We start from the raw sequence: 17,386 nt of genomic DNA on the forward strand, positions 1-17,386 counted from the left end.
AAGGTATATATCTTTGACCGTTTTGGTAAGCTGATCAAACAGATCAGTGCTACCGACGATAGTCAGGGTTGGGACGGTACTTACAACGGTACCCCTTTACCTGCCACGGACTACTGGTTTAGTGTAACCTACCGTGAACTGATAAACGGAGAACCTGTAGAGAAAGAGTTTAAGGCTCATTTCTCACTGAAGAGATAATATCTTTAACAAACTATAACACAGAAAAGGCAGCCAATTGGCTGCCTTTTCTGTGTTATAGTTTAATCATTTCTTAATATACCATGAACCCTCATTAATACTGTATCATGGTAAGTTTGTACTACTAAACATTCTTTGGGATGAAAACTAAGTATAAACGTTTTTTACCACTACTTATACTGGCTGTTTTTGTATTGCCTTTTAATCTTCAATACACTTCGACCGATTATTATGCGAGTGAATTTCGTGATATAATAATCACATCTGTAGACGACTTTAATACACAATTAAATACTTTAGAGTATACTACCTCATTATATAGAAGAGGAGAAGCATCGGTTAAGGAAATAAGAAGACAACTAACAGTAACCCGTAACAGTTTTAAGGAATGTGAATATATACTTGAGTTTTATTACCCCGAACATGTAAAAGCATATATAAACGGTGCTCCGCTTTTACACCCAGATCCGCTTCCTATAGATGATAAGGTTGCAGAAAACTATTATGGTATGAGTCCGGCAGCCTATAAAAATAGTATGCCTTTGGATAATCTTGAAGCCGGGCACTATAAAGCAGTTCCTAAAATAGTAGAGCCTGTAGGGTTGCAGGTATTGGACGAGTTACTTTTTCTTCAAGATAAGCCTGATAGCGATAAAGTCTATAAGCTGGCTAAGCAAGTAAGGGATTCTTATCAGGTTTTGGTTACTGCTATTAAAAAGCGTGCATTCTATTACGATTTTGAAGTACTGGAAGCCTGCCGCCTTGAAGTTGTAAGAATTATGGCAAGAGGTATTACAGGTTTTGACACACCAGGGTCATTAAATGCTATGGAAGAGGCAGCCTGTTCATTACAGGGAATAGAGAAAGCGCTACAACCTTTACTTTCAAAAGCTAATAAGGAATTAAGGAATGAAATTGAACAGCTTTTTGAAAAATCGGTTTTTGTATTGAAAAAAAGCAAATCCTTTGAAAATTTTGACCGACTTACTTTTATAAAAAACTATATCAATCCGCTTTACAGCAAACTTTATGAAATGCAAATGGCATTAGGTATTAAGACGGATGCCGAAATGAAAAGCTATACGCCATCATGGAATGCTTATAGTGACAACATTTTCTCTGAAGATTTTCTTAATCCGTATTATTACAGCCTGCTTAAAAAAGAGAATGATACTGAAGAACTACGTAAACTGGGAGAGAAACTGTTTTATGATGCCCGATTGAGTAAGAACGGAAAAATGAGTTGTGCTACCTGCCATAAACCTGAACTTGCTTTTACAGATGGTTATAAAACATCGATGGCAAGTATGGCAGGGAAAAATGTATTACGTAATTCACCTACTTTAATCAATTCGGTGTATGCCGACAGATATTTTTATGATTTAAGGGCTTATGATTTAGAAGAGCAGGCAGAACACGTAGTGGAAAATCATATGGAGTTCAATACCAATTTTGAGGAAATTGTAGGTAAACTGAATTCTTATCCTGAATATACAGAACAATTTATTAATGTATTTAAAAATACAGGATCTGTTAGCCGATATCAGTTTTCATCGGCATTAGCATCTTATGTATTATCATTACGTTCTTTTAAGAGTGATTTTGATTTGTATATGCAGGGAAAAAAAGATAATCTTTCTAAAGATGTAAAAGCTGGCTTTAATCTTTTTATGGGTAAGGCGGGATGTGCAACCTGTCATTATCCGCCAACATTCAGTGGACTGGTTCCGCCATTGTTTACAGAAAACGAGAGTGAGATACTGGGAGTATTAAAACATCCTGATACGCTAATGGTTGATACTGATAACGGACGTATAAATAATGGTGTTATTAATGATAAACATGAGATATACAGGAATTCGTTTAAAACGGTAACCGTAAGGAATGTGAAACTTACTGCACCTTATTTCCATAATGGTGCTTATGAGACACTGGATCAGGTTGTAGCATTTTATAATGAAGGTGGTGCTGCCGGTAAGGGACTGGACTATGAACTGCCTTATCAAACCCTTCCGCCGGATAAGCTGGAACTAAGTAAAAAAGAGATAAAGCAGTTGATTTCCTTTTTGGAATCATTAACCGATAATCCTACTTCATCTAAAAAATAAATACATTATCTGTCGCGCATTAATATACTATATTAGTGTTTTAAGCGAAAGTTAAGATTTGAGTCAATTATGTAATAATTATTACATGGTTGGTTTTGTTGTTTATTTAGAGGTATAGATATTAAAAAAGTGTCATTTTTCTACTTTTTGTTGTCATTTTCAATGTTAAGAATCATTTTGGATATTTTTAGGTGAAAATGAGCACATTGCAGTCTTAAAAATCTTCATATTGGCTTAAAGTAAACTTAAGGATTTCCAACAGCCCTTAAGGAATAGTGAAGCTAATTTAGCGGCAGAATCTATTAATTAATTTAAACCAACAACAGCAGAAATGAAAAAAAGTTTACTTTTTTTGAGTTTTATGGTGTCTTTACTAATGAGTTTTGGCCTACAGGCACAAACCATTCCGGGAGACTCCATAGTATACGGGCCCATGATGAGCCCTGTATACAATAACTCAGTAAGGGTTTGGGTTTTAACCAAAAACAACACCGGTTCGGGAGATGAGCTTTCCATCGCGCTTACCCAAAACGGTACAGAAAACACCCCTCTTACAGGTACGGTTTACAATTCAGACGACAGGTTAGGTTACAGCCTTAGGTCTTTTGAGTACACCGGTCTTACAGAGGGAGCAAGTTACACGGCTCAGGTACTGGAAAACGGTACGGCATCGGGTCGCGAAACAACAATCACTAACGGACAAAACACGCTTAGTGATTTTGAATTCCTTTCAGGCGGATGTGGCCGTATATACGACCTTAGCCGTTGTATAGACCAGCCGGAAGCTGAATTCCATTTTAATGGTACTCCTACTATGTTTAATGTAATGGCAGAAGAGGAGAGTGACCTTATGGTATGGCTGGGTGATGCCGTTTATCTTTTAGGGTTACAACACGCTATGGGACAGTGTCCTGACGGCGTGGACGACTGGGCTAATAAGGATATGGCTTTTGACCGTTACAGGTTCTTTAGAAATTTCCATGACAGTTTAACTGTAGCAATGCCACAGTTGGCTATTACAGACAACCATGATTTAGGTCCAAATGAATTTAATAAAACGCTTCCTACCATTGGTGAGATGCGTGAAATATTCATGGACTGGTGGCCTAACCCAGAGTACAACAGTACACCGGAAGGACAGGGATTATTCTCATCTTATGTATATAAGGATGTAGAATACTTTTTATTAGATAACCGTAGCTACCGCGACGGTATATCTCAGCATTTAGGTCCGGATCAGCTGCAATGGCTTAAAGACGGACTATTAAACTCTACAGCTACGTTTAAAGTACTTATAAACGGTACACCTTCGTTTGAGCGTAACTGTGGTGGTAGGAACTTTTGTAATACTGCACAATCACAGGAGTTAATCAACTACATTAAAGACAACAACATTAACGGAGTACTTTCTTTAAGTGCCGATATCCATGAGCAAAAGTTCATGATAAGGGACGGTGATGTAAACTATCCGTTATACGATGTACTTTCGGGTAACATTAATTCTGACGTAGGTAGTGGTAACTACAACATTAACTATAACAGTAATTATATCCTTACCGGTGTAAAACAAACTTACCTGAGGATAAATGTTTATGGTGATGCAGACGACAGAAGGATGAAAGTAGAGTATGTGGATTCGGTAGGGCAGCCTTACTTTGAGACGATTATACACGAAGATATGCTTACCAGCCAGAATAGCGATGCGCTTAAACTGGAAATGGGTATTGAGAACTCTATTCTTGACGGGTCTGACTACAACCATACAATCGCTGCAGAGAACTATGCTTTTGCTGCCGACAGAGATGATGTGGCTAACGGAGCGTTACAATTTGGTGCAACAACGAGTGTAAGCATACCTTATGCTACGGCTTTTGATATGCACGACCGTCCGTTTAGTTTAGCATTTTGGATTAAGCCGGAGCAGTTTACTTCAACAGGCTCGGTGCTGTTCTCAAACGGGGCAGAAGGACAGGGTATGTCTTTAGGTATTAGCCCTAACGGTAAACTAACCTATACAGATCATGCTACAGGTACTACACTTTCTACAGAATACAACCTGCTTGAGAACCAGTGGTCTTACATTGTATGGAAATACGATAACGTAAAAAGAAAACTATCGGTATATTATAACGGATTCCTAATCCAGGAGTGGAGCAATATTATTACTCCTGTAGCTTCAGATGCTGATATTACAATAGGTAATAACTTCCAGGACAAGAAATATATTGGTTTGCTGGATAAGCTTAACCTTTACGGAAGAATTATCTCTGATGAAACTATTATGGAAGAGGCTGATTTTGAGTCAACACGTGGTGATGTACTTAAAATGGCCGGAGGTCAGGATATGGTTATTCCTTCTGAAGTAGTAAACGATGTTTTAAGTGATGATTTTACTATTGAGTTTTGGGGTAAACTTACCTCAGATCCGGGTAATAACTTTAAAATAGTAGCCAGTAACGGTAGGGTAAATAACCTTACTACAGGTATATCTTTTGAGTTCCCGGATAACAACAAACTAAACGTAGTTGTAGGTACAAACGGTTCGGGGTGGAATACCATTTCAGGACAGGGAGATGTATGGAATGTAGGAGAATGGAACCACGTAGCTCTATCGGTTACTAAAAACGGTACCATGACTTACTATGTAAACGGACAGGAAATAGGTTCGGCTTCGTTTGGTGAATATGTGCCTAACCCGTTTGGTTTAGGATTTGGTCGTAGCCCGGCTTATTCTGATTCTTTACAGGCAGAATTGGATGAGTTCCGTATTTGGGAAAGAGCACTTACTGCCGATGAGATTAATCAGCAAATGCACTATCACTTAACAGGTGATGAGCAAGATCTTGCCCTTTATTTTGACTTTAGTGCTGCCGACGAGGATGAGGATAGCTTTATAAGCCTTGGTTCTGTAGAGCAGGAAATATTCCTTAACGGAGGTGTGTTTGCTACAGCAACTTCTCCGGTAAGTGTACTTCCGGCAGAATATCAGGAAGTGGTAACAGGTAAATGGAGCCGTAATAACAACGTCAATAACTCAGGCCTTAGTTTCCCTAATAACATTACAGCTTACAACAGTAATATCGTTGTTGGTAAACAAAATATAGAGACTACAGCAGTTGTACCGGGCAACGAGGAAATGACTTACCTGCAGGGAGGATGGAGAATATATCCTTTAAGTACTCCTTTTGCAACAGTAAAAATCAACCTTGAGGAAAGTATAACAGATTATGAAACTATAACTCAAACAGCCGGACAATTCTATCTGCTTAAGCAGGAAGAAGGGTCGGAAGAATTTACAAATGTTGCCGAAGGCAGTTTTGACGGTCAGAATGTAACGTTCTATAATGCTAACCTTACAGAAGGTACGTATTATGTGGCTTGGTCGGTAGCCGAATTTGTACCGGGCAGAGGTGGTGCTTTATCACTTACAGGCGGTCATGATGTTACTATTCCTTATGAGGATATGAATCCTATAATGGAAGGAGCATTTACATTAGAGTTCTGGTTAAATTTGACACAGGATCCTGGTAATAATGCACCTGTAGTTTCCAGTCACGGTAAAATAAACGGTAACTCAACAGGTTTCACTATGGAGCTACCGGATAATAATAGTATTTCGGCAGTGTTTGGTACAAATACAAGTGCATGGAATAATATTAACTCTGGAACACCATTAATTGTAGGTGAGTGGAATCACATAGCGGTTACAGCTTCACCGGGCGGTATGATTAAACTTTATGTTAACGGTGAGCTTAAAGCAGAAAATGCTTTTGCAGATTTTGTTCCTAATCAAAATTGGGATTTTGCCTTTGGTAAGAGTATCAATTATGGTGGTCAGTCTTACTCTATGATGGATGAGTTCCGTATATGGGATTACGTTAAGACTGAAGAGGAGATTGTGGAGCAAATGCATATGATTCTTGAAGAAGGTCAGGACGGATTATTATACAACTTCAACTTTGATCAGGAAGATAACGGTACGCTTGAAAACGCAGGAGGTACACAAACTACTGTGGTAAGTTATACTAATGCTTCTATTGTTAATTCTACAAGTCCGGTATCTGTAGTGAACGAAGAGTTCCCTGATCAGGTTACAGGTAACTGGAGTATAACAAACGAAATACTAAACGGTTTATATGTAAACGGTGGTATTACTAACTACACACAAAACCTTGTTGTTTCACGTAACAATAACAACGAAGTACTGCCTCTTGGTGAGGATGACGATAACAAATACATCTCTGGAGGTTGGCATTTAAACGCCCTTAATATGAGTGTTGCTAATTTAGAAGTAAACCTTGCAACAGTAATTGAAGACTTTGCGGCGGTTAATGCTACAGTAGCACAGTATTCATTAATTAAAGGTGATCCTAACAGTACATACCAAACTGTAGCAACTGCTACAGAAGAAAACGGTGTGGTTGTTTTTGAAGATGTAGACCTTGCAATAGGTAACTACTATCTTGCTTTTGAAATAGACCCGGCTGCTGCTATTATAGCACAGGGAGGGATACTTAGCCTTGGAGCAGGTCATGATGTACAAATACCTAAAGAAGGTGTTAACGCAGCACTTTCGGAAGAATTTACAATTGAACTTTGGGCCCGTTTAAGAGAACCATCGGGAGCTAATAAAAAACTTGTAGGCTTTACCAGTTTTAACGGCGGCAACTACGGTTGGGAAATGGAGTTTTTAGGTAACCAAACACTTCAGACTATTACCGGACAGGGTCCAGGTGGCGGATGGAACACATTAAACTCAGACCATGTTTGGGGAGTAAACGAATGGAACCACGTTGCGGTAACATTTGTACCTAACGGTGAGTTTAAGTTCTATGTAAACGGCGAACTTGTAGACAGCATGCCGGTAGGCGAATTCCAACCAAACGCAAACAACCTTGCTTTTGGTAGAAACCTTTCTAATGATGCGCCAACAAGCAGTGATATAGATGAATTCCGCATCTGGAGTACAGCTAAAACTATCGATGAGATACGTGAGGATATGTATCTTACTATAACCGATGCTACAGATAACCTTGTTTATAACTATACATTTAATCAGGATGATAGCGGTTACTTAGTAAACAGCGGTTCTGAAGCCGTAGAGGTAGTTTATACAAACGCTTCAATCCAACCGGCTACAAATCCTGTAAGGGATATGGAGGCTCCGTTCCGTAATGCGGTTAAAGGTAACTGGAGCGTTATGAATGACAATGGTAACGGTATGTACCTTACTAATGATATTGAAAGCGTTAACAATAATGTGGTTATAGGTAGGGAAGTTGGTACAGATGTACTTCATGCCTTAAACGATACAGAAAATGATACCCTGTACATAAGCAGTAGATGGATGCCAAATACTTTATTTATAGATAACGCTTCACTTAGTGTGGATGTTTCTAAAGTATTTGAAAACCCTAACGATGTAAATACACTTGCAACAACTTACTTCCTGTTAACGGGTGACCCTGCTACAGAGATTAACGTTGTGGCTACAGGTACTAAACTGGGTAGTATAGTAACCTTTACAGAGATTCCTCTTGATGGTACTCCGGTATACCTTGCATGGTTAGAGAGTTCTACAGAGTATCCTGTGGGTACTTTCCCAATCGCAGCTCAAAGCTTATGGAAGTACAACGATAATGGTGTAGACCTTGGTACTGAATGGACAGCGGTTGAATATGACGATGCCGACTGGATGTTTGGTAACGGTGTATTAGGTTATGGAGATGGTGTTGAAGCTACAACACTTAGCTATGGTGAAGATGCTAACAACAAATACCCAACTTATTACTTTAGACATACTTTTAATGTGGAAGACGTTTCTCAAATAGGTTCGTTATTGTTCAATACATTAAAAGATGACGGTGTTGTGGTATATGTAAACGGCGTTGAGGCTTTCAGAACAAACATGCCTGAAGGTGCTGTTACTTACAATACTTATGCTTCTTCAACAGTAGGTGGTGAAGATGAAACTACTTATGAGCTAGTTGAAACGGCTAACTTACTTCAAAACGGTACTAACGTAATTGCGGTAGAGCTGCATCAGGCTTCTGCAAACAGTTCTGACCTTGGTTTTGATATGGAAGTTAACTTCAACCTTCCTCCGCTTGATCCGGCTTCATACCCGCTTCCAAAAGGAGAGACATGGGCTTACCTTGATAATGGTAGCAGCCTTGATGATGCAGAGTGGACTGCTCTTACTTATGATAATAATTCATGGGATAGAGGAGAAGCACCACTTGGATATGGTGACCCAATGAAAACAACTGTTTCTTACGGTCCTGATTCTTCAAACAAATACATTACGTACTACTTTACAAGGGATATAGAAATTAACCTTGCTGATGTGGCAGATAACGTAGAGTTTGGATTAAGAAGAGATGACGGTGCTGTTGTTTATGTAAACGGCGTGGAAGTATTTAGGGATAATATGGCTGAAGGTGACTTTGACTATTTAACTACATCTGCCTCTACAGTAGATGGTGCAGATGAGAAAAGATACTTCGCTCACATACTAACTAAAACAGTATTCCAGGAAGGTGTGAACAGAATTTCTGTTGAAATGCACAACCGTGACGGACAAAGTTCTGATATCAGTTTTGATATGTATATTAAAGATGCTCCTCAGGATATGGAAGTTTGTGATGAAGAACACATTGCGTGTTTCACTTCTATCAACCCTACAGGACAAACATCTAACCTGATAATATCTGAAGGCCACAGGTTCCAATTATTATTCAAACAGGGAGAAGCTTATATGGACGGTTCGGGTAATGTACCTGGTAACAACGACTTCTCTGCCTATGTGGCAACAGATGGAAGTAGTGAACTAGGGCATTTATCTGTAAACCATGAGAATACTCCGGGTGGTGTATCTATGCTGGATATTCACTTAAATACAGACGATCAGCTTTGGGAAGTAGACTATTCTCAGCCGGTAGACTTCTATAACAATGACCTTGTAACTACTACAAGAAACTGTTCGGGCGGTATTACACCTTGGGGAACTGTTATTACTGCCGAGGAAAATACAGCTTCAGGAGATAGTAACGGTGATGGTTATGAAGACGAAGGCTGGTTAGTAGAAATTGATCCTGTTACTGCACAGGTAATGGAGTACGGTAACGGTAAGCAGGAAAAACTTTGGGCTATGGGTAGGATGAATCACGAAAACGTGGTGATTAAAGCCGATGGTTCAGCAGCTTACTATGGTGAAGATGGTGGTACACACTGTGTATACAAATTTGTGCCTGATGTACCTGGTAACCTTTACTCGGGTACTGTATATGTACTTCACTTAGATCTTGAAATGTCTAACAACGAGCCAAGTTCTGCTAAAGCAAGATGGATTCAGGTTCCTAACACAACTCAGGCAGACAGGAATAACCTTAATACAGTAGCAGCTTCTGTAGGAGGTACTAACTTTAACGGTGTGGAAGACTGTGATATCAGTCCGCTTGATGGTAAAATTTACTTTACTGCAAAAGGAAGAAACCGTATTTACAGATTTACGGACCCTGCAAGTGTAAATGATACTATTACTGATTTTGAAACTTTTGCAGGAGGTATGTCTTACGACATCGAAACTGCAAACGGAACAGTAAATGAAGCATGGGGTGACGGTAACGATAACCTTGTGTTTGACGATAAAGGGAACCTTTGGGTATGCCAGGATGGTGGATTAAACTACATTTGGGTAATCCGTCCTGACCATTCACAAAACGAGCCTAAAATTGAGTTATTTGCGTCGATGCCTGCAGGTTCTGAGCCAACAGGATTAACATTTACGCCAGACTTTAAATATGGTTTCTTCTCTGTACAGCACCCTAACGGTGGTAATGCTCCACAACAGGATGCTACATTTAACGATGTAACCTTTAATGCTTCGGCTACTGTAGTGTTCTCACTAAACCAATACTTAGGTGCTCAGGCCCCTGTGGTTGATTTCGTTGCAGATCAGGTTGAGGTTGAAGAAGGTGAAACAGTAACGTTTACTGACCTTAGTACCAATAACCCTACAGAGTGGTCATGGACATTTGAAGGTGGTGAGCCTGCTACATCTACAGAGCAAAACCCAACAGTTACTTATGCCGAAGCCGGGACTTATGATGTAACTCTTATAGCAACTAACGTTGCCGGTAACCAATCGCTTACCAAAGAAGAGTATATTATAGTTGAAGAGGCTCTAGGTATAGATACTCCAAATCAGTTAAAAGATAAAGTAAGCCTTTACCCTAACCCTACAAATGGTAAGGTAACGGTTGAAATTAACGATGAAGGTGGTAAAGACGTAGTTGTTAACGTGTATGACCTTGTAGGAAGAAAAATCACTACAGTTAATGCGCAAACTACAGGTGGTACCCAAATCATTAACTTAAACCTGACTCAGCTTCAGGGCGAGCAGGTGTTTATCATTAATGTAAAAGTGGGTGATAAAACAGGTACTTACAAAATGCTTAAAGTAAACAGATAGTACACACATAATTTTATGAAAAGGAGGCCGGTAGCAATACCGGCCTTTTTTATTTTACAGATATAAGCAATTTAACTGTCAGGATTAATAGACTTATTATGATTCAGGTCATAAACCAGCCTGTTTTGAAGATATAATTTTACAGGTAGAAAGAAAAACTGCAGTACTTCTTTAACAGGTTTATTGATAAACCTAATATCATAATCTTTTTAATCATTAAGTCGTAAAAATATGCTGACAGAAAAGCAAAAGGAAACCATTTTAGCAACGGTTCCTGTTTTAAGGGAAAATGGCGTTGTACTTACAAAACACTTTTACAAAAGGATGTTTAATAATCATCCGGAACTTAAAAATATATTTAACCTTGGTAATCAAAGTAATGGTAAGCAGCAAACAGCTTTGGCAATGGCTGTGCTTGCTTATGCCGAAAATATAGCAAACCCGGGTATACTCATGCCGGTAATAGATTTAATAGGGCACAAACATACCAGTTTAAACATACAGCCTGAACAATATTCTATTGTTGGAGAAAACTTAATAGGAGCGATAAAGGAGGTTTTACAGGAGTTAGCAACAAACGATGTTGTTGAGGCATGGATAATTGCTTACAAGCAGTTATCTGACCTTATGATTGGGTATGAGGCAGGTTTGTATAATAAAAAAGCAACACATGAAAACGGATGGACAGGTTGGAAATCATTTGTTATCAGGAAAAAAGTAGAGGAATCTAAAGAGGTAACTTCATTTTACCTTTATCCGGAAGATGGGGGAGGCGTACCACTACATTTACCGGGACAGTATTTAAGCGTAAGGGCTTTTTTGCCGCAACTTGGGCTGCTTCAGCCTAGACAATACAGTATTTCTTGTGCTCCAAATGGTGAGTTCTACAGGATTTCTGTAAAGAAAGAATCGGGGATGGCGCTTAGGCCCGATGGTATGATAAGCAACAGGCTTCATGAAATGCAGGAAGGGGAGCATATTGAGATAACCTCACCTTCCGGTAATTTTATACTTAAAGAAAGTGCCAATAATAAAGTATTTATTAGCGGAGGTATAGGGCAAACTCCTTTAATAGCGATGCTGGAAAGTATTATTAGTAAAGATGAGTTGGGAAACAGTTTACTATGGATACATGGTTGCCGAAGCAGTGATGTACATGCTTTTAGTGAAGCTATAGTAAAAGCAGAAGCCAATAATAAGAATATTTCAAGTTGTTTTTTCTATGAAGATGCTACATATATTCCCGATGGTTATTATAAAGGAAGGATTGATTTGTCTAAAATAAATCAATGGCAGCCTGATACAAACGCCGAGTATTATATATGCGGACCAGCCGCTTTTATAAAAACGCATTATGATTATTTAAAGAATTGTAATGTTCCTGCCGATAATATATTTTTTGAAGAATTTGGTCCGCAGGCATTACAGTTAAATTAATGGTATAAAAAACTCCGGCCTGAGCCGGAGTCTTTTTTCACTGAAAACAATATAATGCTAATAACCTAAATTTTGTTCTAGTTCATCTGTAACATCCATTGCCTGCTGAGGTATAGGGAACACCCTTCTAAATGGCTGTGTTTCAGCTTTTGCTGTGTAAGGAAGATCGAATTTACCGAAACGTATCATTTGTGGTCTCCTTTTCATTTCCCAGTAAAGTTCAAATCCTATTTCTTTATATAAAATATCAGCATCAATAGAAGAGATAGCTGTACCCGGAACATTTCCGAAAAGTGCTTCTCTTGTTCTTGATGTTCTAAGCATATTCATATCTGCAAGGGCAGAACCGTTATTACCTTTACGTAAGTAAGCTTCGGCTCTCATGGTATAAATACCTCCTAAACGATATAACGGAATATCAACGTTGCTAGATCCGTTACCTTGTTCAGGGTCGTATTCAAATTTAAAAATGCGTACACCACGATTAATTTGATCCTGAGCAAATACTGCCTGAGAAGGATTGTCAAAATCAAGCTCCGGAGTAAATACCATAGGAGTATTAGAACTTTTCTCCATGAATAACTGAGATACTTTAATTCTTCCGTCGTCTGTCATTTCAAAACCACCTGCCTGAGTAAGTTTAGGACCGTACTGCTGACCGAAAAGTAATCCGCTGTTAAAGTGGAACCAAGGTAGGTCGCTGCTGCCCGGTACAAGGTCTGAAGCCGGTACGCTAACATCGGTACCATCGTTCATAAACCATGTACCATCGCTGTACTGGTATTTTCTTGAAAACCTTGGGTCATCATGATTACCTTCCCAGCTTGCAAAAAATTCAGGAGTTGTACATGCACCGTTAGTACCCCTGTTAGCAGGTGAAGGTCTTTGGTTACGTGCCACACACATATAACCAAGGTCGTTATCACCATTACGGATGTTGTCTATTTTTTGTACAACTACAAAAATGTGTTCCTGACCTCCTGAATTATTGATAGAGAAGTTATCAAAGAAGTTAGGGTTAAGGCTAAATTTACCGGAATCGATAAGAAGTGAAGTGTAGTAAATTACCCTGTCCATATCGGTACCATTACCATCTACAGCAGTTTCATTAAAGTTGAAAGAAGAACTCGCATTATAACGATCTTTATAAACAGCACGGTTAAGGTACATATCGGCAAGAAGAGCATAAGCAGCCTCTTTAGTAAATCTTCCTGTATGAGTTTGATTTTGTCCAAGCTCGGCTAAATCAGGGATAATAGCCTCTACATCTTCAATAAGCCCGTCAATAGCATCAGCTGCCTGTAGTATTTCAACAGGAGCATTAACATTAAGAGGATCACGATAAGGAGCCTGTCCGTAAAGGTCTAAAGTATAGTAGGTATAAAATGCCAGTAGTCCGTTTGCTTCTGCAAGAAACATTTCTTTATCGGTAATGTCACTTTCACTAACGGCTTTTATTGCGGTTAACGAGCGCGTAATACCACTGGTAAGTCTGGTCCAGTTATCTGTAACAACAGCACTACTTGGAGTCCAGGTAAACTCGTGCATTGTACGCCATTTACCACCATCACCCCAGTCACTACCACGGGTAGGCAGAAGTGCTATATCGGTAGTATATTCCTGCATGGCAAACATACCGCCGTTATCTACAAAAGTTCCGTCGCCTAATCTGTCATATGCTGCTGCAAGTGCACCATCTACGCTATAAATATTTTCATCTAATACTTCATCAAGTATTACTTCGTCCAAGTCTGTACAGCTTGCTAAAGTCAGGGCAGCAAGTGCTACTGCTATACTCTTTACTGTAAATATTTTATTCTTTTTCATTTTTTATAATTTTAGAGTTGCACCTAGAATAATTGTTCTTGCACTAGGGTAGCTTGAGTAATCAATACCCAGTGACTGGTTACCTCCGCTTGCTTTGGCACTGTTAATTAGCGGATCATAACCACTATAATTTGTTATTGTAAACAGGTTTTGACCTGTTACATACAGGTTAAGCCCCTGTAGCCAGTTGATATCGTTGATTTTAAAGTTGTAACCTAAACGGGCTGAGTTTAATCTTAAGAAATCTGATTTTTCAAGATAAAGGGTAGACAGTAAGGGTGCATTTGCAGGATTGGCTCCGGAGTTGTAATAATCAGTAGCAGTATTCCTGTCTGATGCAAGGTTGTTAATGTTAAGTGCATTTAAACCTGTGTTGTTTACAAGGTATCCGCCTGTTTGTCCAATAATAGAGAAAGAAAAGTCGAAGTTCTTGTAGCTCATCTGGCTGTTAATACCATAAGTAAACTTAGGTAGTGCACCTTCAATAATTACACGGTCATCTCCGGTAATGGCACCATCACCATTCTGATCTTTAAATATTTCGGCACCATTTTCATCAAATCCTTCGTGTTCAACAAGGTAGAATGAACCTGCAGCATATCCGCTTTTGTAGATGTTTGCTAATACTCCCGACTGACCAGGACCTGAAATAGTACCCGATAGGATTTCTGAAACAGGAAGGTTTTTCACTTCGTTGTCAAGTGTCGCTCCGTTAAAATCAACCGACCATTTAAAGTCACCGTTGTCAACTATTTTAGAACCTAACATAAATTCAAAACCTTTATTTACAATTTCTCCGTCAATATTTACCCAAATATCCGGTGTTGGACTAAGTAGTGGAGAAGGTATGTTTAGAATAGCATCTGTAGTTGTTTTGTTAAAGTAATCAAGAGTACCATATAATTTACCACCCCATAAGCTAAAGTCGATACCTAAGTCAAACTGAGTAACAACCTCCCATTTCAGGTCGGGGTTTGGAGTTCTGAAGAACGTTAAACCGTTAACAAGTCCAAGATCATCGTAAAGATAGTAGCCGTCTCCGCCACTAAGGGAGTAACTCGCTTTAGTGATTTTGTTTTGTACTTCCTGATTACCGGTTTGTCCCCAGCTTGCTCTAAGTTTAAGATTTTCTATTACTTTATTTTCTTTAAGGAAATTTTCCTGAGAAATAACCCAACCACCTGCAAACGATGGGAAGTAACCATATTTATTATTTTCACCAAATCGGGTTGAACCATCAGCCCTCATCGAAGCTGTAACAAGGTATTTTTTATTGAAAGAGTAGTTCACCCTACCAAAGAAAGACTGTAGTTCGTTTTCCTGAGCAAAACCGTTTACACCTGTTTGATGACCCGAAAAACCAGGGTTATCTGCAGGGTTTATACCTACTCCCTGCTCGTCTATACCTTCTATACTGAAGCTTGTTCCTGATCTTTGGAATTTCTGATAAGAGAAACCGCCAAGAACTTCTACTTTGTGGTTGTCATTAAACCAGTTATAGGTTAAGTAGTCTTCAATAAGAGCACTTTTTGACTCAAGGTTACCCTGAACGTATTTACCAATTTGGTTAAGGTCGGTTACGTTTGGATATATTGTAGTATTTCTTTCAGACATTGAACGGTCTACACCAACGTTAAGTTTGTAGTCTAAACCTTTAGCAAGTCTTAAAGAAGCTTCAAAATTACCTAATACTCTTACAGTACGTGTTTCATCATCATAAATGCTTAAAAGGTAAGCAGGGTTATAATGCGCATTCATGTTAAAGTTTTGGTATTCACCGTTTTCGTCAAACACCGGTTGTGTAGGGTTTGCCATAAGGGTATGTATAATAAGCTGTCCGTTAGAACCGCCATCATCACTGGTAGGTACACCGTTATCTACAGTTTCACTAGCAGTAAGGTTTGCACTAACGCGTAAACGCTTGTCAAAAAACGATTCGGAAGCATTAATCCTTCCTGAAGTGCGTTTAAACTTACTGTTGTTTACTATACCTTCCTGATCCATTTGTCCAAGTGATACATAGTAGTTACCGGTATCAGTTTGTTTTGAGAAAGACATTACATTGTTTTTAGTAACGGCGCTTCGGTATATTACATCCTGCCAGTCGGTATTTCCACCGTGGTCAAAAGCAGGATCTGTAAGAGCATTTCTGTATTCGCTGGCAGAAAGTACATCAAGTTTTTTTGAAACTTTAGAGAAGCCTAAGTAAGAGTCTACCGTGAAACCGGCTTCACCTTTTTTTCCTTTTTTAGTAGTGATTATAACTACACCGTTAGAACCCCTTGCCCCATAAATAGCAGCAGCACTAGCATCTTTAAGTACACTTATAGATTCAATATCACTTGTATTAAGGAAGTTAAGCGGGTTTTTAGCCCTGGAGCCACCAAAACCAACATCCTGTCCGGCAGGGCTGGCATCATCGTTAGTAAGAGGTACACCATCTACAACAAAAAGAGGAGTACTACCACTTCTTATCGAGCCCACACCACGAATGGTAACATCCATTGGAGCACCCGGTTCACCGCTTGACTGAACAACCCTTACACCGGCAACTTTACCCTGTAATAACTGATCGGCAGACACGTTAACTCCTTTTCTGAAGTTTCCTTCCTCAAGTTGTGTTACCGATCCGGTAAGGTCTGCTTTGGTTTGCTTACCGTAACCTACTACAACTACCTCGTCAAGTTCTGAAGCGTTTGATTCCATTTGTACCGAAATGTTATTTCCGGTAACAACAATACTTTGTGTTTTATACCCTATGAAAGATATTTCAAGAGTTTTTCCCTGAGCTACCATGATTGTAAAGGCACCATTCATATCAGTAGATACTATATTGGTAGTACCTGCTTCCATAACAGTAGCACCAGGTAATGGCATTCCGTTTTCATCAAGTACTTTACCTTTAACAGGTTGCTGAACGTCCAATAGGTTTTTAACGGTAGCCTGTTTTTTAATAAGTACCAGTTTGTTATTTATACTGTATGTAAAATGAGCCTTTTTAGAAAGGTCATTTAGCACTTTTTCTACCGCTGTAGCAGTGTATGATACTGTATAAAGAGTTTTGTCTTCTATGATGCTTTCACCATAGCTAAACTTGTAGTTAGATTGCTCACTTAGAGTTGAAAAAATAGTCACCAGGGTTGCTTTTTCTGTTTTAAAGCTTACCTTTGGCGCGTTATTTAACACGCCTGCCTGACCGACTATAAAGGTCAGAAACATTGTCACTAAAAAAAATGTGTTTTTTAGCTTAAAAGAAGTAAATTTAGAATACATGTTTTAAGTTATTGGTTTTACGATGGCTTAATTTTATATAAGACCGTAGTTGTTCGCACCAACTGCGGTT

6 protein-coding genes are annotated in these 17,386 nt (G+C 39.0%); 4 read left to right on the forward strand and 2 right to left on the reverse strand.

The features are described from left to right. The 4 genes from ABS768_RS15625 to hmpA all read left to right on the forward strand — a co-directional run. On the forward strand, nucleotides 1–198 hold a 198-nt coding region (locus ABS768_RS15625), incomplete at its 5' end, for a T9SS type B sorting domain-containing protein (RefSeq protein ID WP_408075884.1). Between the two features lie 140 nt (nucleotides 199–338). Beyond that, on the forward strand, nucleotides 339–2,306 hold the full coding sequence (locus ABS768_RS15630) for a cytochrome-c peroxidase (RefSeq protein ID WP_408075885.1): 1,968 nt from the start codon (nucleotides 339–341) through the stop codon (nucleotides 2,304–2,306). A 331-nt stretch (nucleotides 2,307–2,637) separates the two neighbouring features. Continuing rightward, nucleotides 2,638–10,779 (forward strand): LamG-like jellyroll fold domain-containing protein, encoded by an 8,142-nt coding sequence (locus ABS768_RS15635; RefSeq protein WP_408075886.1) that lies wholly within the window; start codon nucleotides 2,638–2,640, stop codon nucleotides 10,777–10,779. A gap of 231 nt (nucleotides 10,780–11,010) precedes the next feature. Next, the gene (gene hmpA, locus ABS768_RS15640) at nucleotides 11,011–12,216 is read left to right on the forward strand and encodes an NO-inducible flavohemoprotein (RefSeq protein WP_408075887.1); all 1,206 of its coding nucleotides are present in this window, start codon (nucleotides 11,011–11,013) and stop codon (nucleotides 12,214–12,216) included. Nucleotides 12,217–12,273: 57 nt separating this feature from the next. Here hmpA and ABS768_RS15645 read toward each other — a convergent pair whose 3' ends face one another. Continuing rightward, entirely contained in the window at nucleotides 12,274–14,043 is a 1,770-nt protein-coding gene (locus ABS768_RS15645; protein ID WP_408075888.1) for a RagB/SusD family nutrient uptake outer membrane protein, read from the reverse strand. Between the two features lie 3 nt (nucleotides 14,044–14,046). Further along, a complete protein-coding gene (locus ABS768_RS15650) occupies nucleotides 14,047–17,316 on the reverse strand; it encodes a SusC/RagA family TonB-linked outer membrane protein (protein ID WP_408075889.1) in 3,270 nt (1,089 codons plus the stop codon). Nucleotides 17,317–17,386: the final 70 nt, after the last annotated feature.

The sequence above is a fragment of the Flavobacterium rhizophilum genome (genome assembly GCF_046000485.1).
GTDB classification, from domain to species: domain Bacteria; phylum Bacteroidota; class Bacteroidia; order Flavobacteriales; family Flavobacteriaceae; genus Flavobacterium; species Flavobacterium rhizophilum.